Origin of the sequence: Taibaiella soli (assembly GCF_003236175.1) — a bacterium.
Lineage (GTDB): Bacteria > Bacteroidota > Bacteroidia > Chitinophagales > Chitinophagaceae > QKTW01.
This window is the reverse complement of sequence record NZ_QKTW01000019.1, coordinates 36,521-57,076: the sequence shown is the minus strand read 5'-3', so window position 1 is coordinate 57,076 and position 20,556 is coordinate 36,521. Positions and strand designations below refer to the sequence as shown.

The 20,556-nt window shown below is 42.8% G+C and carries 14 protein-coding genes and 3 tRNA genes; 10 read left to right on the top strand and 7 right to left on the bottom strand.

The window, feature by feature from the left end; genetic code table 11:
• The first annotated feature begins 206 nt into the window (after positions 1-206).
• The 3 genes from DN068_RS14330 to DN068_RS14320 all read left to right on the top strand — a co-directional run bounded on the left by DN068_RS14330 (position 207) and on the right by DN068_RS14320 (position 6,270).
• Positions 207-4,994: a T9SS type A sorting domain-containing protein gene (locus DN068_RS14330; RefSeq protein WP_110999622.1), complete on the top strand. Its 4,788-nt coding sequence runs from the start codon at positions 207-209 to the stop codon at positions 4,992-4,994.
• A gap of 141 nt (positions 4,995-5,135) precedes the next feature.
• On the top strand, positions 5,136-5,591 hold the full coding sequence (locus tag DN068_RS14325; RefSeq protein WP_110999621.1) for a DUF1569 domain-containing protein: 456 nt from the start codon (positions 5,136-5,138) through the stop codon (positions 5,589-5,591).
• Positions 5,592-5,688: 97 nt separating this feature from the next.
• Positions 5,689-6,270 carry a dihydrofolate reductase family protein gene (locus tag DN068_RS14320; protein ID WP_110999620.1) on the top strand — a complete coding sequence of 194 codons (582 nt, stop codon included), beginning with the start codon at positions 5,689-5,691 and terminating at the stop codon, positions 6,268-6,270.
• A gap of 8 nt (positions 6,271-6,278) precedes the next feature.
• Here the strand turns inward: DN068_RS14320 and DN068_RS14315 are convergent, their stop codons facing one another.
• The gene (locus DN068_RS14315; protein ID WP_110999619.1) at positions 6,279-7,085 is read right to left on the bottom strand and encodes a LamG domain-containing protein; all 807 of its coding nucleotides are present in this window, start codon (positions 7,083-7,085) and stop codon (positions 6,279-6,281) included.
• 224 nt (positions 7,086-7,309) lie between these two features.
• On the opposite strand from DN068_RS14315, the gene DN068_RS14310 reads away from it, so the two are divergent.
• Positions 7,310-7,702 carry a hypothetical protein gene (locus DN068_RS14310; protein WP_110999618.1) on the top strand — a complete coding sequence of 131 codons (393 nt, stop codon included), beginning with the start codon at positions 7,310-7,312 and terminating at the stop codon, positions 7,700-7,702.
• A 162-nt stretch (positions 7,703-7,864) separates the two neighbouring features.
• Here DN068_RS14310 and DN068_RS14305 read toward each other — a convergent pair.
• From DN068_RS14305 to DN068_RS14285, 4 genes are all read right to left on the bottom strand, one after another.
• Positions 7,865-7,938 (bottom strand) — tRNA-Asp (locus DN068_RS14305).
• Positions 7,939-8,054: 116 nt separating this feature from the next.
• Positions 8,055-8,798, bottom strand: a complete 744-nt coding sequence (locus DN068_RS14300) for a ParA family protein (RefSeq protein ID WP_110999617.1) — start codon at positions 8,796-8,798, stop codon at positions 8,055-8,057.
• Positions 8,799-8,878: 80 nt separating this feature from the next.
• Positions 8,879-10,966: a hypothetical protein gene (locus DN068_RS14295; RefSeq protein ID WP_123985354.1), complete on the bottom strand. Its 2,088-nt coding sequence runs from the start codon at positions 10,964-10,966 to the stop codon at positions 8,879-8,881.
• Positions 10,967-11,835: 869 nt separating this feature from the next.
• Positions 11,836-12,087, bottom strand: a complete 252-nt coding sequence (locus DN068_RS14285; RefSeq protein WP_110999614.1) for a hypothetical protein — start codon at positions 12,085-12,087, stop codon at positions 11,836-11,838.
• A gap of 161 nt (positions 12,088-12,248) precedes the next feature.
• On the opposite strand from DN068_RS14285, the gene DN068_RS14280 reads away from it, so the two are divergent.
• From DN068_RS14280 to DN068_RS14260, 5 genes are all read left to right on the top strand, one after another.
• Entirely contained in the window at positions 12,249-12,830 is a 582-nt protein-coding gene (locus DN068_RS14280) for a DinB family protein (RefSeq protein ID WP_110999613.1), read from the top strand.
• A gap of 155 nt (positions 12,831-12,985) precedes the next feature.
• Positions 12,986-13,058: transfer RNA gene (locus DN068_RS14275), tRNA-Pro, on the top strand.
• A 4-nt stretch (positions 13,059-13,062) separates the two neighbouring features.
• Positions 13,063-13,135 (top strand) — tRNA-Ile (locus tag DN068_RS14270).
• 147 nt (positions 13,136-13,282) lie between these two features.
• Positions 13,283-14,359, top strand: a complete 1,077-nt coding sequence (locus DN068_RS14265) for an AAA family ATPase (protein WP_110999612.1) — start codon at positions 13,283-13,285, stop codon at positions 14,357-14,359.
• A 218-nt stretch (positions 14,360-14,577) separates the two neighbouring features.
• Entirely contained in the window at positions 14,578-14,916 is a 339-nt protein-coding gene (locus tag DN068_RS14260) for a dihydroneopterin aldolase (RefSeq protein ID WP_110999611.1), read from the top strand.
• A gap of 112 nt (positions 14,917-15,028) precedes the next feature.
• On the opposite strand, the gene ahcY is transcribed toward DN068_RS14260, so the two are convergent.
• Positions 15,029-16,357, bottom strand: a complete 1,329-nt coding sequence (gene ahcY / locus DN068_RS14255) for an adenosylhomocysteinase (RefSeq protein ID WP_110999610.1) — start codon at positions 16,355-16,357, stop codon at positions 15,029-15,031.
• Between the two features lie 591 nt (positions 16,358-16,948).
• Here ahcY and DN068_RS14250 point away from each other — a divergent pair.
• A complete protein-coding gene (locus tag DN068_RS14250; RefSeq protein WP_110999609.1) occupies positions 16,949-19,339 on the top strand; it encodes a T9SS type A sorting domain-containing protein in 2,391 nt (796 codons plus the stop codon).
• Positions 19,340-19,470: 131 nt separating this feature from the next.
• On the opposite strand, the gene dapA is transcribed toward DN068_RS14250, so the two are convergent.
• A complete protein-coding gene (gene dapA / locus DN068_RS14245) occupies positions 19,471-20,355 on the bottom strand; it encodes a 4-hydroxy-tetrahydrodipicolinate synthase (protein ID WP_110999608.1) in 885 nt (294 codons plus the stop codon).
• Positions 20,356-20,556: the final 201 nt, after the last annotated feature.

The window sequence follows — 20,556 nt, the reverse complement described above, 5'->3', positions numbered from 1 at the left end:
TTTGATTGTAAAATCGCTGTTTGTCTACATAAGTATGGATGGTTATCTATATGATTTGAGGGTAATTATCTAAAACTTGTTATAGGTAAGAACCGTTTTATAAAGCGGTGGCTTTTCGTTTCGAGAATGGCCCCAATTGAAACAGACCGTAGCTCTTAACTGAAGAAGGCCTTATCGATTTTTAAAACATTTTTCAAACATCACAAATGGTAAGAAAAAAACACATGAACAGGCTGGCCCTGCTTGCTTTAGGCTGTGTTGCAGGTGTATCTGCAAAAGCGCAACTATCAGGCACGTACAGTATTCCAAGCGCAACGTACCCTACCATTGCGAGCGTCGTCACGGCATTAAACACACAAGGTGTGGGAACAGGCGGTGCGATCATCAACATTACCGCGGGGACATTAGAGACAGCTCCAGCGGGCGGCTACATTTTGGGCAGCACTGCACTGAATGCCAGTCTTACGGCTGTGACACCGCTGGTGATCAACGGAAACAACAGTACGATTACAGCGGGTATAGGTACCGGTAATGCAGATGCGATCTTTACATTGTCAGGTACTGACTACGTGACCATCAACGGACTTAACCTGAATGAAAGCGCAACGAATACAACAAACACGACGCTGATGGAGTGGGGGTACAATTTCGTTAAGAAAAATAATGTGGCCCCTTTCGATGGTTGTCAGAATAATCTGATTCAGAATTGCTCGATCACGCTGAATGCTGCGAACACTGCTACCTGTGGTATTCGCCTCGCACATAGTGTTCCGGGAACAAACACAGTACTTGCAGTTACAGGCGCATTGACATCTGACGCCAACAGTAGTAACCGTTTTTGGGGAAATACAATTACCAATACAGATACCGCAATCAGTATGCGCGGTATGAATAGTCCGGGCAGATTTGACTATGATAACCGCGTAGGTAGTAATACAGCCGGTCAGGGAAATACGATCGTAATCGGAGGTGGCAGCTTTGGGTCTGTGGCAGGCGTGCATGCTGTTTATGATTCAGTACTCACGTTCCACAACAACCAATTCAGTGTATCTCCGTTCCAGACGCTTCCTGCTGGTACAGTGACAATGGCTATGATTTCCACAGGTACAGGCCGTGGTGATCTTTCCATTCGCAACAACCAGTTTAATATTAGCTGGCAAATGCAGTCGGGCGCTTTATTTACCGGAACCTTTTATGCGGTAAGAAATGACAACTTCCTTGGCTCTGTTCTTGGCACCGGCCACTCGGATATCAATGCGAAGTTTGCGTTTACAGGTAACTCTATGACCGGCACTGACACTTTTGCAACGTCGGGCGGCTGCTATGGGTTGTATAACGGCGCCAATGACTGGAATATTGACAGTATTTCCAATAACACATTCAGCAATATTTATTGGTCGAGCCCGCTTAAAACAACCAGTACGGGATTTCTCCGCTGTATTAATGAAACCGGCAGCAATACCTCAGCAGGTACGCACAAGTTTCAGACGATTATGAACAACACATTCACCAACCTGTACAAGCAGGGAGTTGTGGCTTCAGGTTCCAACAATGACCTGACTGCGATTGAATCTGGTGGAAATCAGGCTACGTCTGGATTGTATACTGTGATGTACAACAAAATGACAAATTGTAGCGCCAATAATACAGTGAAATTTACGAATACAGGTAACGCCGTTCAGGCAAATTTACTTAACCCAACCGGACAGGTATTTATACACAAGTACAACAAAATGGACCGCGTGCAGGCGCTGGGTACAAGTGCCGTTACTACGCACAACTCCGGTTATGGTTCTAAAGGCTCAGAGATGGCATTTGATACTGTGACCAACTGCCGCGTGAACACTGGTACTTTCTCTGGTCCGAGTAAAAGTTTTAACGGTAGCATCCACGATTGTTATGTTGCTTTTGATACTACCGGCGGCGGATTTTTCACCGGCATCGCGCTGAGTAACGGCAACGTGAACAACACGTGCTACAACAATACGGTTACTAAGCTGGTGGTGATTGGTACGAATACAGCATTTGCACAAATTATCGGTATTTCTGGTGTGGGCGGATATGGTAGCTGTACGATCTATAATAATACAGTCTCTGATTTTTCTGCACCCACCTGGAGCAACAGTAGTTCTCAACCAACAAGTATCTGGGGCTTTTTTCTGACCTCTGGTAACTATACGGCCAATGCCAATTTTTATTACAACACAGTGAAGTTGAATATGAGCAGCACCGGTGCCAACTTTGGTGTTGTAGGCGTTGGTTTCGGAGATAATCTGGCGAGCCTGGATATGCGCAACAATATTGTGAACGTTAACTGTCTTCCAAAGGGTTTAGGTATTGTAGCGGCTGTACAGAAGGCAAACAACACTAATGGTAACCTGCCGCCGACTATTATTACAAATACGACAGGAAGCAACATCTACTATGTGCCGAATTCGGCTTATTGTTTTTATTATGCCGAAGGTGGCAGTATTGCTGCCATGAATACTTTCGGGCCAATGAGCGATCCGAATTTCAACATCACCTGTCTGAGTACTTACAAGCAATGGATGGGTCAGCGTGAGCGTACCAGTTATTATGAGGATAACCTTTCTGCAGTAACAGGATACCCGGGATTGTATGCTCCGACCAGCAACTCGTATGCTGAAAGCGTAGGTTCACCGATTACAGTGCCGCCAATTACAGTTGACCAGCTTGGTGTGACACGTCCGGCTACCAGCGATGCAGGTGCGCTGCAGTTTAATGGCATCCTGAAAGATAAAAATGCGCCTATCATCCAATATGCACCACTTCCTGTAACGACATTGTGTGTGACCACAGCGCCAACACTCAGTGCCTCTATTTATGACGCAACTGGTGTGAACACTACTGCTACCAACGGCCCGCGTATGTATTACAAAAAGGCTTCTGAAGCTGATGTTTTCGGCGGCGCTAATACTGCTGCAGTTAATGGCTGGAAGTACGTGAACGGCACTAATACTTCGGGCACAAATTTTACATTCACTCCAGATTATTCTTTGCTTACAGGTCTGCCAGTAGCTGGCGACAGTATCGTGTATTTCGTGATCGCGGAGGACATCGTAACCCCGGCAAACGTTGGTGCGACTACGGTTGCGTTCCCAACTACATTTTGTCCTACATCTGTTGTGTTACCTGCAACTGCAAGTCCAACGCAGAGTGTAACGGTCAAAAATGCGTACACTATTCTGGCGCCGGTTTCTCCGATACTTTCACCTGCAGGCGCTATACTGTGTAATAACGGCGGCTCTGTGAAGATCACCGCTGCTGGCATAGCTACAGCGCCTACGCTCGCAACGTTGGGCACCGACAGTACTTTCAATCAGCTAAGCGACGACAATTCTCCACTCGATGGACAGCAATACAACCACCGTCAGCAGATGATTTATACTGCGGCGGAATTGACTGCACAGGGTATGACTGCTGGTGTGAAAATAAGCGCTGTTGCAGTAAGTGTAGGCTACCACTACGGGCTGTTTTCATTAGACACTGTAATGGTTGGTCTGGGTCTTACTACGGCGGGCACATTATCTCCGGGTAACTGGCTTCCTGTTACGCAGCTGTTCAAAAAAACGGTTCCTGTAACAGTGGGTATGAATGCTTATACGCTGAATACACCGTTTACATGGGATGGCACAAGCAATCTGGTGGTAGAGATTTGTTCACAAAAGTCATCAGGTATTAAATCCGCAGGTGTATTTAATACGCTCACTCCCGCAGTGATGGACATGTATTATAGTGATGCTAATAATGGCAACGGTGGCTTTATTTCTTATGATACACTGGTGGCGCATTCTGTAACCAATGTGGCACAGAATTTTACGAGCAGCTATCGTCCAAATATTCAACTGACATTCGGTGCGCCAAAACCAATCAGCTGGTCACCAGTAACGGGTTTGTACAAAGATTCGATGCACACAATTCCAATGACAACTGCTGATACGAACCGCGTTGTATGGGCTGCACCAACAGCACAGACAAGTTACACTGTATCAAGTATACTCTCTGGCTGTAATTCTGCGCCTTCAGTTCCATCGGTGATTACTCCGATAGCGGGGGCAGCAAGTTTTACTCCTTCTGGTGCTGTTGCTGCCTGTGATTCTGTGAAACTCCATATGCTGCCAGCTGTTAACCTAAATTACCAATGGCAGAAAGCTGGTGCGAATATCGCCGGAGCAACTGACTCTGTGTATAGCGTAACTTCTAGTGGCAATTATCGTGCATTTGTAACCACTGCTACACCTGGGTGTACTGATACATCTGCTGTTTCTGCAGTTACAATTAATGCTTCGCCGGTAGCTATCATCACTCCGGGTGGTATGCAGGCTTGTGACAGTGTAAAACATGTGGCCAATACGGGAACCGGCATTCAATATGTTTGGCAGAAATATGGTGTAAATATTACCGGTGCAACAAGTGCCAGCTATACGGCAACTGCATCTGGCAACTATCGTGTTTATGAAGTAACAGCCGCGGGTTGTAGCGATACATCAGCTGTAATAACCGATACTATCAATATTTCACCAATGCCGATTATTCAGGTAAATGGTTTTATCCTGAGTACAAATACGGTGTACAACGGCTATCAATGGAATCTGAATGGTCAACCGATTGCAGGCGCTACAAGTAATACGTATCTCGCAGTTCAGGATGGTAATTATTCGCTTACGGTAACTAGCGATCATGGTTGTATCGGTACGTCTGCTGATTCTGTAATCACAGGTCTGGGTGTGACGAATATTCAAATGAATCACATCAAGGTGTATCCGAATCCGGCTTCTTCAACAGTGAGAATAGACTCGCCGGTGCCAGTAAATGTTACACTGCATGCTATTGATGGTAAAGTAATGCTTACTAAAGAAAATGCTACTTCAATCGATGTAAGCACACTCGCTAGTGGAACCTATCTGCTGCGTATCAGTAATCTTGAAGGTGTATTAATTGGTTATGATAAAATAACCATCAGCAGAAATTAATAAGTTTGCTTTAATTGATGAACACACATCAGATAAAAGGGTTGCTCGAATGAGCAACCCTTCTTGTTTTACATCCAGTCCCGTGAAGTCCGCAAATTGGCTATCAATCATTAAATGTAATTTAGAGGCAAAGAAGCTCCCATGTCTAAAAGTGCATTTAACCAAACTGATACAAACGGATTAATTCAGCGAATCAATAAGCTTACACCTGCAACGCAGCCGCAATGGGGTAAAATGAATGTTGCCCAAATGCTGGCGCATTGTAATGTGACTTATGAACTGGTATACGACAATAAACATCCGAAACCAGGCGCCTTTAAACGATTTCTGCTGAAGGCATTTGTGAAAAATGCTGTCGTAGGTGATAAACCATATAAAAGAAATAGTCCTACGGCTCCCGTTTTTCTTGTATCCGATCGTCAGGATTTTGAAAAAGAAAAGCAGAGATTGATTAGCTATATCAATAAAACACAGCAATTGGGTGCAGGCCATTTTGAAGGAAAGGAATCACATTCGTTCGGCCCTCTGAGCGCTAGAGAATGGGACACTATGTTTTACAAACATCTGGATCATCATTTAACACAATTCGGAGTGTGAAGCCGTATGCCTTGCGCAAATGCCCCTTAGAATGTCGTCATCGCCACCCACTATTTTGTTGGAAGTAGAATAGATTTGGAAAATAAAACCTTCAATCATGCGAAAATTACAAATGAGGATGTCTCTGTCTATCGATGGATTTGTGGCCAGTGCCAATGGCGTGAATGACTGGATCATCAAAACGAGTGATGCGACTTCAAAGGCATGGGCTGTAGCACAGTGTTGGGAAGCTGGATTGCATATATGGGGCCGGAAATCATTTGAGTCCATGGCAGCTTATTGGCCAACCTCGACAGATCCTTTTGCGCCGCCGATGAATGAAATTCCTAAAGCTGTTTTCACGCAAAAGGGATTTAAAGGTATTGATCCGGGACCTGATCCAACTCCTGCTTTGGTGTCCTGGGCAGAGGCCCGCATTTTTGATGGTGACCTTTCGGAAGGAATCAAAAAATTAAAAGCAGAAGAAGGAAAACCAATCGTAGCAAGAGGTGGCGCCGGCTTTATGCGCAGTCTCATAGCAACTGGTCTGGTCGACGAATATCATCTGGTTACACATCCGGTGGCATTAGGTGCTGGTTTGTCTATTTTTGATGGTCTCACAACGCCGCTTTATATGACGCTGAAAGACGAGAAAGTTTTTCTCGGCGGGATTACAGCAAGGACTTATGTAGTTGAATAAAAGTTGTCTTAGTTGCAGCAAGTTGCTAATTGGGAGAGTTGCGTTACTTCGGTTTGGCTAAGGGCACGGTTGTAGATGATTATATCGTCTATTTTTCCGGTAAAGTATTTGCCCAACGTAAGATCTCCGATATTGATGATTGGCGATGTTAAAGGGTTTACTACGTCTGAAGCCTGCAATACACCATCGCGGTATATTTTCATACTATTGCCAGATGCGTCGTAGGTGGCGGCAAGATGATGCCAGGATCCGGTACGCGCTGCTATTTCGTTATAACAGTCGTTTTGGTCGATATTAATAATCAGCTTATCCCAGACATTGTTTTTAGCAAGGAAAACTGCCCGGCTGCAATCGTATAACCCGATAGACCAATAGCTCTCCCATATGCGTCCTGTATTCCCGGTGTCTTTACATATCAGTACCTGGTATTCGTGAACATTGTGGCTGCTGGTATCCAGCGGTTCATACCAAAGGGAAATGGAGAATTGATTCAGGTTATTGAGAAACGCTGCGTTCGCATTTGTCAGAAAATTTTGTCCGTTAAATAAATAGGCACAATTCATATTCCCCGCCCGGTCTGTTGTTGAAACTGCGTTTGTAGCGTTCGTTAAATCATGTCCGTTGCCAGATACATCCAAAATACTGCCGTTGCCAAAGGGGTAAAATGCCAATACCCCAGAATTAAGGCCAGAGGGCAGGCAGGTGCCTGTCACAACATTTCCGCCTGTGGATTTGTTTTCACTTTCCTTTTTGTTGCATGAGAAGAAGATTGCTATCGCAAGTGTCAGGCTGCAGGTAAGAATGATATTTCTCAAGACGTTCGGATTTTAAGGTTAGGGATATTTTACTAACGCAAGATGCATATAATAATTGTATAACATTAATTCGGAGCGATAATGTGACAAATCAATTGCAGTTTAGCGAAAGAGTTCGTGCAATTCCATACGTAAATAGGTTAAAAAAATCGAGAGGACACATGTTTATGTTTTATATATTTGAATCCAATTAAATATTTTACTGTTAATAAATCGCACATCACATGAGTTTTTTTAAAGAATTTCAATATCAGGAAAGAGCTGGGATTTATAGGACCGCATGGTTAACAAATGCTCATTGGCCTACCGGAATTCTTCAAGGAACTGAAGACCCTAAATGGGAGCTTCAAAGACGAGAGGATAATTCGGTTGCGAAAGAATTAGAGTGGTTAGAATATTGGGGAACTGATGGGAGAATTTGGAAAGTGAAAGTTCACGCAGAGTACGATGGTGTTAAACATAGTATTGAAATATGGCTAGAGCATAAAGCTGAAGATGGAACGACTCATGGCGATAGTCGGGAATTTGCTATTCGTGACTGGGATGGTAAATTTCGTGGACTAGAAATAAGCAGTGGCATAGCAAATGATACAGCCCCGACTTTTCGTTGGAAGTAACTGCGAAGTTGAGTTCGAACTATTTTTAGTTGGGTAGATTAGCGTGGTTAAATCCAGCCGCTCGGTTTTGCCGCCGTGAGAAACTTCTACTTGATCCAAAATCAATGCACCAAAGTAAAGGTGTGTAAAAACAAAAAGCTTCACATTTCTGTGAAGCTTTTGCGGACCGGACGGGACTCGAACCCGCGACCTCCGCCGTGACAGGGCGGCATTCTAACCAACTGAACTACCGATCCTTGGTTCCGATTGGGTTGCAAAGATAAGCACAAGTTTCGCAGATATGCAAGCGAAACTTGAAAAAAATATTTTTGTCTGGTTACTTTGTTGAATTTCAATAGTTAACGAGCGGAGATTACGCCAACACGCCTTCTTTTACCTCATTCCACAATGCTCTGTAGCATACGGCTGCATAAGAAGATTTTGCAAATGCCTCTACCGGCGCATGATGAATGCCCATTTTTTCTACATCAGAGAGATAGGGAACATAATATACAAAGAAACGCTTGTCTTTGTATAAATCCTGCATTACTTCATTGTGCATTTTCTTGCGGGTATCCACCATAGAGAAAAAACACATCAGTTTATCAAGACCGATGTTTTTATCCTCGAAATAATTCTTCACCAGATCATAAGTGCGCAAGGAAAGTGTAGTAGGAATCACTGGCATCAGCACAGCGTCTGAAGCGAAGAATATATTGTCGGCCAAGACAGAAAATCCGGGCGGGCAATCGATAAATACAAAATCATAATCATCATCCACCGCTTTCAGCAAATGCGATAAATGCTTTTTCGAAGCATGATTTTCATCCAGTACGATGTCTAGTTTACGGGCGGAAAGATCAGCGGGAATAATGTCCAGGTTTTTATAATCGGTACTCATGATCGCATCTCCCAGCGCCAGTTCATTTTCCATAATCTTCTTCACACTGCTTTTCGCCTTTGGCTGCGCATTATAGTAAAAACTCGAAGCGCCTTGTGGATCGAGATCCCAGAGCAATGTCTTGAAACCATCGCTTGCGGCCATGTACGCAAAGTTGACACAAGAGGCTGTTTTTCCGACTCCGCCTTTCAGATTGTACAATGACGCAACAAACATGGTAAGAAGATTATTTACAAGGTGAAAATGATATTACTAAAAATAATCACATTGTGCCGAATGAACAAAATTAAACTGTGCTAGCTATTCTCTTTGCCAGCTTTCGTGTCTTTGGTTTCTGTCTCTTCTGCTTCGGCTGATTTTCCGCCAATATTGAAAAGCCGGTAGGCGAGTGCAACGCCTGCTTCGTCTGGTTTTTGCCAGCTGAATGACTGCTTTTCTACAATCGTATTCCCGGAGGCGTCGACCACTGTGTATTCAATCGTTTTTGTTTTGCCTTTGCGATAAAAATTTACATAAACATCTGGCGCCGCGATTGCTCGATCAGTCACCCAGTTGATATTGCATTTTTTCAGACGGTCTAATACCAATGCATCCTCTTTATCATTCACTGGTCCGACATGCAGATTCATATTCGGTTTAAAGCCAGTGTACGGTAGCAGTTGCGGATATTCCTGATACATGCGGTACATGAATTCGTTCGCAGCACGTTCGTTTTTCAATTCCTGATTGCAGGTCACTTCGGCTTCAAATACACGGGCAATAAACAGTTTTTCAAATTCCAGATCCGTATCTGGTGACCGAAGAATATTATCCAGCATATCCTTGGCTTTTTTGTAATTGCTTTGTTTCATGTACAAGCGCGCTACAAAAAGGTCGTAGTATTTACGGATATACTTGCGCTTATCAGTCTGAGATTGTTTTTCAAATTTATCGAGGAAAAAGTGTGTGCTGAAATCGCGGATCAGATACCAGATCTCATCCCATGTCACTGTACTTTCTGTGGAGAACAATTTATAAACCACACGATCGCGCTCCGGATTTTGGGCAAACTGATTAATGATCAGAAACTGCTGCAGAAATTTTTCTGCTTTCAATTGTGCCATGTCGCCCAGTACTGAAGGATTATACCACCAATTGGCATTCTCGAAACGTTTCATTTCGAACTCAGTTTCTTTATTCATCAGTTTATTGAGCTGAATGCTGAAATCATAATGGCTCTGGCCAAGTGTGGTACCGATATGTACTTCTTTAAATTGTTCAGCTTTCGTAATGTAACGGCGGCTTTCTTCCATTTGACCGTCATAAAACATAGATCTTGCCAGTCCAATATTATACCATCCAAAACCTGGCGTAGACCCATTGGCCTGTATCATTGCTTTTAATAACTCTATACCTTGCTTTGGTTGCGCTTTATAAATATCCAGTACGGAGCTGTAGTAAATGTATTCTTTCAGCCGCTTGTCACCTGATTCTTGCGCTGCAGCTTCCTGATATTCTTTTTCGGCTTCGCGAAAATCACCACATATCATCCGGAAGGTGGCGTAGTTATTGTGTGGGAAAACACCGCTGCCACGCATCAGATCAAAATAATACGCTGCTGAGTCAATACTGAAATTATAGCTGCACAAAATGCTTTTGTAATGGTACACACTCATCTTGTCTTGCTTTTCATACCCGGGTTGGAAGATATGAGCGTTGAATGCAGCGTTTTTTATAATCCTTCTGTAGCCAGAGTCAAGAAAGCGATTAGCGAGTGCTTCGTTTTCGTCAATGCTGTTTTTCAGGAAGGAAAATTTCTTGCTCGTGTAAAAACGGTTGCGGTGCACATTCCAGGCGAGGTAGTTATAAACATCCAGGTAGAAATCGCGCTGAAAGTTCCATTTCAAAGCGCGGCGCAGCAACGCATTTGCCTGTTCTGCGTCCTCCATATTCATATAACATTGCAGCAGGTAGTAGGCCACCATGGTATAGTCGAGCTGGTATTTGAAAACCGGGAAAAAGGTTGCGAGGTCTGGTGTGCGGGTCGCCAACTCTTTCCGGTAGTCCCGTTCTAATGTTTGCAGTGAACGTGCCAGTGGCACAGAAGCGTTTTTAAATCCCAGGTAGTCGGCGGCATGATTGAATTTGTACATGCCTTCATACATCCAGCCAACATAGTAAGTGCTGTCAATCCGCAAGAATTCGCGGGAACGTGGCAGGGCATCTTCGCTATTCGGGTCAGTACCGGTACGTTTTGCATCAATTTCATAGCGCTTTTGTGCACGTGGAGACACCGGTTGCGGTGTTGTTACAGGAATTTGAGCCCACGCGTCCGTATTGTTCATCATGACGAAGCAGACGAGCAGCCATACGCAAAGGCTTTTTATGGAAAAAGGTTTCTTCATTTCAGCTATAGCAGTTTTCATCTGGAGACGACCAACTAAATTTAATGGTATTCAGCGGTATCCCATGGTTTTCATGCCAAAAATAAAGTTAAAGCGCAATGATCGACGATTAAAAAAGTTGTGGGTTGCAGGTTTCGGATTACAGTAGCGGTCTCCGATGATCCCATTTACGTCAAGCTTGTACTTCAGTAATTTTATGAAACTACAATTGCTACGGAATTTTATAAACTGGATCTGAATCTAACTTCCGTGGTTAATCTTTCATCCGTTGCTCAGTCGATTTCTCTTTTTCCAAACCCAGCCGGCCAGACTGTTTTTGCAAAGGAAGTGAAAGTGCAGGAGTTTATTATCAGTGATATAACAGGGAAATGGTACAGCACACAAACGGCAATGAAGCGTCTGTTCCCACATTGCCTTCGGGGATGTGCCTAGCCACAATTATAGCAACAGACGGTGCTCGCTATGCCGGGAAGTTTGTAAAACAATAAAAGCTTTTTAATTACTGACGACTCATTTTTTGCATCGTCAGTAGTTTTTCTTTTGAGAAAACAGCTCATGTATTGCTTGCTTAATAAAAAAGTAACTTGACGTCTTTGGATTCTTTTTGGAAACATCTGATGTGCTTATTCTGTTTTTAGGATTGTTTGCTGTATTGCTTTTTGAGTTAAACATCAGATGTTTTTCTTTGAGTCGTCATACGTTTTGTTAGGTGTGATTTAATTTTTTTTTCAAAAAAATTTGTTCGTCTGCGAAACAAGAATATATCTTTGCACTACAAAATCAAAAGAAACAGATAATCATGCAACGCACATTTGTACATATAGCAATTAAAGGTAGCTTCCCGATAGAAGCATCCTTTGCGGGGCAGTTTATGCTGTTGTGAAATTGATAAAACGATTTTCAACATACTGATAAAAAGCCTCGCACAAAGCGGGGCTTTTTTTATGCCCGCTGTGAGCGGAAATTAATTTTTTAACTAAAAAACAGCCAATGCTGCAACTGATAAAATATAACAATCTCCTTCCGATACCTGCCGCCAGCAGTTTGGGTAGTTTGTCGGCAATAGAACCGATATCTTTTGTAGGAGCGAATTGTATGATAATACAAGCGGTAACAGGCAAAGAATATAAATCAATAAATAAACGATCGTGGTGTCATTTGCATAAGGCATAGTCCTGTGCAGTTGAAGAAGCCCCGCGGTCAGCAATGGTCGCGGGGCTTTTTGCATTCCGTTATTGTTGCAGATTTTTTAACCCAGGTGAAACATTAATACAACCCGAAAATGCAACAAGTAATTACAAGAATTAAAAACGAAATGCTCATCACTTTCAATGAAATGATGAAATGGTTTAACGCAGAAAATACATTGCAACAATACACGCCCCAAGATGGCGGCTGGAATGTAGCAGAGATATTAGAGCACGTATCGCTAACGAATTTCTACCTGCTCATATTGATCAGAAAAAGCCGGACAAGAGCGTTACAACAAGCGCTTTTGGAAGACTATCAGGAGTTGTTGCGCGATTATTCTTTTGAATGGGATCGTATGCAGCAGGTTGGTGAACCTGATGCTTTTTACTGGAACAGACCAGAGCATATGCAGCCAACCGGCACCGCAGAACTAGCGCTGGTAAAAGCTACGCTGCGGCAACAGCTTCAGGAATGCATGATCTATCTCGATGAATTGAAAAACGGAGAGGGGGTTGCATACAAGATGATGATGAGCGTAAATGGTCTGGGTAAGATTGATGTGTATCACTATATCTATTTTCTGGTGCAACATGCTAAGCGCCACCTTCGCCAGATGGAGCGAATTCGGAATGAATTTGATCCGGCTATGAAGCAGGTTATTCAGAACGGATGATTGCAGAACATCAGATGTTTAAATCAGCCCCTGAACCGCTATGACATGAATAAACAAAACACCGTAGGAAAAACGGTGGAACCGGTTGCGCTTCTTAACGCAATTAGTAGTGACATACTTCGTTGCCGGTTCTGTTGCATTTTCCTTCGGTATATATAGGAGCAGTCCGATTGGCCGGATACTTCATTTGGGATGAAGTGGTTGCGGGTTCGAGTCCCGTCTCCTATACTACTGCGGCTTAATTCAACGGTTAGAATGCCATTCTTATACAATGGTAGTTATGGGTTCGAATCCTATAGCCGCAACATGTTTTATCATTAACCCTTAAAAGTATTTTTTATGCGCTTGGTCAGAAATATGCTATCGGCTGCCTTTTTATAAGGCAAATATTCACAGTGTAGTGAAGACTATCCGGCATAGCGCCGATATTTTAAAATATTAAAACAACAACGATGGACAATCAGCAATCACGAGAGATAAAATTTTCATCAGGTTTGATGAGTCATTATTTTCTCGATGCAAAATCCATGTTCCTTTACCATTTCAATCACCCGCCGAGTGTTTTTTTTAGAAACAGTATTGACGGTGAAAAAGCTTATGATAAAATAAAGGAGCAATATAAATCTTCTATTGTACATACCTATACATACAGACGGCATACTTCGTCTATTAAACCAAACGAGTTTGATGAAACGATCATCATTTTTAGCAACGGATGTTTGCTGGAATTCGATAAGGAGTATTGCTGTATGATGCACAATGGCACACAAGATGCTTTTTTAAACGAAATAACAGCCCTTATAAACCAATTTAAAAAACGTCAGCGCAGAAAACCACGGGAGGTTAACCTCGTTGTTTCAGAAAGCGGCGAGCTCACGTTGAAAGCAATGGAAATTAAACGGACGAAACTTGATTTTGACCTGTACTACGAGGATGATTTTAAAGCAGTAGATCAAACGATCAAGAAACGACTGGCACAAAAGGATGACAAAGGAATTGTACTGCTGCACGGACTTCCGGGCACGGGCAAAACCACTTACTTGCGTCACCTGATTGGTCAGTTGAAAAAGCGGGTAATGTTTTTGTCGCCCAATATCGCCGGTGATTTAACACATCCTTCGTTCATTGATTTGCTGATTGATAATCCGGATTCTGTAATCATTATCGAAGACGCAGAGAATATCATTATGGATCGCAGGATCAACAATAGTTCTGCTGTTTCCAATCTGTTGAATATCTCAGATGGACTGCTCGCTGATTTTCTGAATGTGCAGTTGATCTGTACGTTCAATAGTCCGCTGACAATGGTTGATGAAGCGTTACTGCGAAAAGGTCGTCTGATTGCGAAATATGAGTTTGGAAAACTATCTGTGGACAAGTCTCAACGACTCAGTAATCATCTTGGCTATCACACTGTCGTCTGCAAGCCGATGACAGTAGCAGAAATTACTAACCAGACGGAGCATGAGTTTCAAACCCGGCAGAAAGCTCTGATTGGTTTTAAGAGAAGCTTTATCGCTGATGTCTGATCTGCGTCCATTCCGACTGCGCTCAAGGTGACAACTCAGAGGTACATTTCATGCAAAGCAAATTAAGGAGCAAAGTCGCGAAAGGTATTCTTTGTGGCTTTCTTTTTTAGGAGGTACGAAGCAACCTGCACAATATAATGTGTTCAACATTACGTGCAGATTGCTTCCTTCGTCGCAATGACGCGAGAAAAACTACTTTTGCAGCCTAAATCAGTCTTATGTTTACTGTTTCGCTTCATGGCATTCATGTGCATGCACCTCACGGACTTTATCCACAGGAGCACATTTTGGGTAATGATTTTGAAATTGATGTCGACGTTTTCGTAAATGTTGCACACGCTGGTGAATGGCCATTCATCGATTATACAGTGATCAGTCAGACTGTTTACGCTATTTTTAATCAACCGGGACAGTTATTGGAAACTTTTGTAAAGAATATTCATGCAGCATTAAAGCTGGAATTTCCGGAAGCGGAAAAAGTAAGAGTAGCAGTGCGTAAGCTTCGTCCGCCAATGCAAGGCGATGTGAAATACTCACAAGTCGTATTTGAGGCTTAACGCTCAAAGCTTTCCCCTCAGGATAATGGAAAAAGCCAGTTGATTGAATCAACTGGCTTTTGTATTTTATTTCGAGAAAGCTTTCAGCTTTACGCCTTAGGCTTTCAGCATACTAGTAACGGTAGTGGTCAGCTTTGAATGGACCGAATTTAGGAATACCGAGGTATTCAGCTTGTTCGTCAGTCAGTTCGTCCAGTGTAACGCCGATTTTAGCGAGGTGCAAACGAGCTACTTTTTCGTCCAGGTGTTTAGGCAGAACGTACACTTTGTTTTCGTAAGCGCCGTGGTTAGTCCACAGTTCAAGCTGAGCCAGTGTCTGGTTTGTGAAAGAGTTACTCATTACAAAAGATGGGTGACCTGTAGCACAACCCAGGTTTACCAGACGGCCTTCAGCCAGAACGATGATATCTTTACCGTCGATCGTGTACATATCAACCTGTGGTTTTACTGTGTCTTTAGTATTACCATAAGTGTTGTTCAACCAAGCCATATCGATTTCGATATCGAAGTGACCGATGTTACAAACGATCGCTTTATCCTTCATCAGACGGAAATGTTTTTCAGTGATGAGGTCGCGGCAACCAGAAGCAGTAACGATGATATCAGCTTCTTTTACTGCATCGATCATTTTCTTCACTTCAAAACCGTCCATTGCAGCTTGCAGCGCACAGATCGGATCAATTTCAGTAACGATTACGCGAGCGCCGGCACCACGCAGAGACTCTGCAGAACCTTTACCTACGTCACCGTAACCGCCAACAACAGCTACTTTACCAGCCATCATTACGTCAGTAGCACGACGGATCGCATCTACCAGTGATTCTTTACAACCGTATTTGTTGTCGAATTTAGATTTAGTAACGCTGTCATTTACGTTGATTGCAGGGATTGGCAAAGTACCTTTCGCCATGCGTTCGTATAGACGGTGAACACCTGTAGTTGTTTCTTCAGACAGACCTTTGATATGCTGGATCAGTTCTGTGTATTTATCAAAAACGATATTAGTCAGATCACCACCATCGTCCAGGATCATATTCAAAGGACGATCTTCACCACCGAAGAACAAAGTTTGTTCGATACACCAATCAGCTTCTTCCAGGCTTTGGCCTTTCCATGCATAAACACCGATACCTGCAGCAGCGATTGCAGCAGCAGCGTGATCTTGCGTAGAGAAGATATTACAAGAGCTCCAGCGTACTTCGGCACCCAGTTCTACCAGCGTTTCAATCAACACAGCAGTTTGGATAGTCATGTGCAGACAGCCAGCGATACGAGCACCAGCCAATGGCTTAGAAGCACCATATTCAGCACGCAGTGCCATCAGACCTGGCATTTCAGCTTCCGCCAGTTTAATTTCTTTACGTCCCCATTCTGCAAGACTAATATCCGCAACCTTATAAGGCAGTTTAAAATCGATGTTAGAGCGAGTGTTTGTACTCATGATCTCGTTGTTATTTAATTTTTTGCAAAGTTACAGTAATGGTACCAATTTATAGGGAATTCCTGCAGTCTCGCTAAAATAGCGATTTGAGACAAAAACGAGGTGATCGCACGGACTAATCCGGAAAACAAATAATAGTGTTTGCTACTTTTTATTAATCGCCGGTCGCCTTTTGATAGCCTATTTCTTTCGAAAGTTTTTCCGGGTTGGATAAAATTATTTAACTGCCATTTGGATTAGGGGGATGATATATCCTAATAATCAGCTGATTAGTTGTATGTATGTTTTTTTTATTCAATTCGATAGAATATTAATGTAAAGTTAACGGGTGCTAAAAATTGCTTTTTGGCACACATGTTGATATATGGCTAATTGCAAACGAGGTTTTTCTAATACCGGTTCACAAAATCAATTGAAGAGAAACTTGCTTCTTGAGCGATTTGTAGTTGATAGAAGTGTAAGACGGAAAATTTAAATAAACGTCCAAAAAAGGCTCATTGGGCCAATAACATGTCCGTTTGGGCAATTTGGCCAAGGCGCCGGATACGAGCTTTGCAGTATAAATAATACAAATAAGTAAAAGATAATAAAATGAACAATAAAGAAAAATATATCAAAAAAATGAACAGGAAAAGTCAGATTTTCAATGGTTTAACAGCAGCATTTGTGACAACAGCGCTGTTTTCGGTACCAGTAATCACTAATGCCCAGGTGCAGTCAATTACTAAGGCAAACACTTTATGGGTTCAGGGTACGGGTAGTACTATTACATCTAATGGTGCTATGGGGGGCTCTAATTTTGTTACTCAATATGGTACCAACACGGGGCGTACAGATAATGATCTTGCACTGCAAAACTTTACAACATCGTCGGGTAAGAAATATGGTATGTCTTCAACATTGCCAACTACAGTTACATTCCGTAGAGTGGACAATGCCAATGTGCAGGGCATAAGACATCAGATGTTTTTCCAAAATTTGGATAGTATGTACGATGGTAATACTGGCAACCGTCATACTCCTTTTCAGATGCGACCTTCATACAGCAATGATATGACGGATGCTTTTTCCGGCAAATTTTTGAATCGTGGTTCCGATAATATCTTTGGTAATGTGAATGAGACTTACGGCAATTTTAATGATATCGAGCGGATTGATATCGTGTTTCAGACACCGCAACAAGTGTATGCTAATGAAGGCAATGGAGCCGTTATTTTTGAAAGAGGGCTGCCTAATCAACATGGTCAGGTAAAATTAGCCGCAATTCTCTCCGTAGATGCGGGCGGTAATCCAACCTCTTATAGCACAGTTGTTTTAGCTGACAATAGCACTTGGGCCGCTAATGATATAACGGATACATATAACTGGGCTGTATATCGTCGTGACGCTGCAGTCCAAACGGATATGGGATTGTCTAATGACTGGGTTGGGATGCAATCAATCGGTGGAATATTTATTCCTTACACGAGCTTCGGCTTATCTGCGGGTTCCACCATTTACGGCTATTCTATTATTCCTGCCGATTTTACGGGTTCCACATCAGCAGATATTCTTAACTACACTAATAATGCTTTATATCCACTTACAACAGATGCAGCAAATAACCTTTCTGCCGGCGGGATAGATATCATTGGAGTGACAGGGTCTTTTGTAGAAACCAAAAGCTTGCCTCAGACACTTAGCGGCAATGTGTTTCATGATGCTAATGGCTTGTCTGATAATACGGTAAATGGTACCGGTATTGGTGTAATAAATGCAACTCAGCTATACATTAATGTTGTAGACCCGGAAGTTGACACCGTGGTAGCAACTGTGCCAGTAAACGCAGATGGTACCTGGCAGATAACTGGAGTTCCTTCCAACACAACCTATTCGGTGGAGGTGAGCAAGACGCAGGGGACTGTAGGTGATAACTCTTCAATGTCTTCTTTGACTGGTGCTTGGGTTTCTACTGGTGAAAATGTTGGTCTCGGCGCAGGTAATGACGGAAACGCAAACGGAATGGTAAATGTACAGGTGGATCTGGCGCCAGTAGCTAACATTGATTTTGGAATTGAACAATATCCGACAGCTACTAATCAGACTTATAACATTGGGCTTCCTGTAAACAACAGTACGCTCGTTTTAAATGGCACTGGTACGTTGACTAATCCCGGTCCGCTAAAAGGAACTGATCCGGAAGATGGTGCACTTGGTGCTTCTAATACTATAATTATTACATCAATACCAACGGGCGGTGCGAAACTATTGTATGACGGTACACCAGTAACAGTATTTCAGCAAATCACAAATTACGATCCTACTAAACTGGCGATACAATTTACAGGTTCTGGATATAGTTTGGTAAAGTTTGGCTATGAGACGCTTGATGCAGCGGGCCAAATGGGTATGCCAGGTACATACACAATCAATTTCCCTCAGCCGCTGGATCTGAAGTTGATCAGCTTCTCTGGTCAAACAGCAAATGATGCAGATGTATTGAGCTGGACAACAACGGATGAAAAGAATATGGACAAATTTGAAGTGGAACTATCTACAGATGCCGCTCAATACAAGGTTGTCGGATCTGTAAGCGCAAAAAATATAGCGGGTACAAATTATTATCAGTTTACAACGCCAACATCAAATACGAGCAGATACTACCGCCTGAAAATGGATGAAACAGATGGCAAAGTGACTTACTCTAATGTAGTGGTGTTGAAATCAGACAGTAAGACGAACAAAATGAAAGCAGGTGTTACGCCAAATCCGGTAGGAGTACAGGCAACCGCTCATTTGACGATCCAACGCAGCGAGGCTGGCAAAATAAGTGTCAATATTTTCAATCAGACAGGTCAGACAATGCAGACATCTGAAGTAAGCGCTGCTCAAGGCAGTACTACAGTTGATATTAATACCTCAGGATGGGTTTCAGGTATTTACTTCATCGCTGTAACAGATAAATCAACAGGTGAGCATACAACTATCAAAGTAGTAAAATAAATAAGTGTTCCTTTTTTTGAAAGGCTGTGCCTCATGGCGCAGCCTTTTGTTTTTATGAGGTATCAAAAAATTAACCCCGGCAGTACTGCCGGGGTTAATTTTATTTATGTCAGGATCATCCTGGAAAGATATTATCCTTTCAGTGTATCGACGAATTCTTTTGTGTTTTGTTGTAAGCCTGCAGTAGCCGTTACGAGCGGCAGGCGGAGTGTATTTTTGCAAATGTTCATCAGGTTAAGTGCACATTTTACGCCTACCGGATTACCTTCCGCAAACAGCAGATCAATTCCTTTCAGCAGTTTATAATGCAGCGCGCGTGATTCATTAAAATTACCAGCCAGTGCAGCGTTTACCATGTTGGTAAAATCTTTGGGATAAGAGTTGGCAGCAACCGAAATCACGCCTTCCATACCAATTGCAATTTGCGGCAGTACGAGGTTGTCGTCGCCAGAGAGAATTGCAAAATGCGCCGGTTTGTTTTGTACGAGTTCCATGCATTGAACAAGGTTGCCGCTGGCTTCCTTAATTGCAATTACATGAGCGAATTCGTTTGCGATGCGCAGTGCAGTAGCTGGCAAAATGTTGCTGGCTGTACGTCCTGGAACGTTGTATAAAATGATTGGCAGTTTAGTCGCTTCAGCGATTGCTTTGAAATGCTGATACATGCCTTCCTGAGACGGCTTGTTATAATATGGTGCCACAGTCAGAATACCTGCTACACCGTTGAGGTCATAGGTTTTCAGCTGATTTACGATTTCGGCTGTATTGTTACCGCCCATGCCACATACTACGGGTACCCGATTGTTGTTGTGCTTGATGACAAATGCGAGGATCTGCTTCTTTTCTTCGTCAGTAAGAGTTGGGGTTTCAGCTGTTGTGCCCAGCGCTACCAGATAGTTGACACCATTGTCAATTACGTGGTCAATGAGTTTAGCGAGTGCATCAAAATCAATAGAGAGATCTTCTTTAAACGGCGTCACCAGCGCTACGCCGGTACCACGAAACATGTTCGACATAAATTTGATTTTATTGGATCGCAGTTGTCTGCGTTACTTCTTTAAGGTTAAAGCCGATATGATATCGGCATTGGCCGGGCCAAAATTACGATAAATGGCTTAAAAGGTTAATTGGATAAATAGCTAATTCGATATTGCGGGGAAATGTAAGCAAATGACCACATTGCTCTTGTAATGCGCTTATATTCAGTGGGCAAAAAA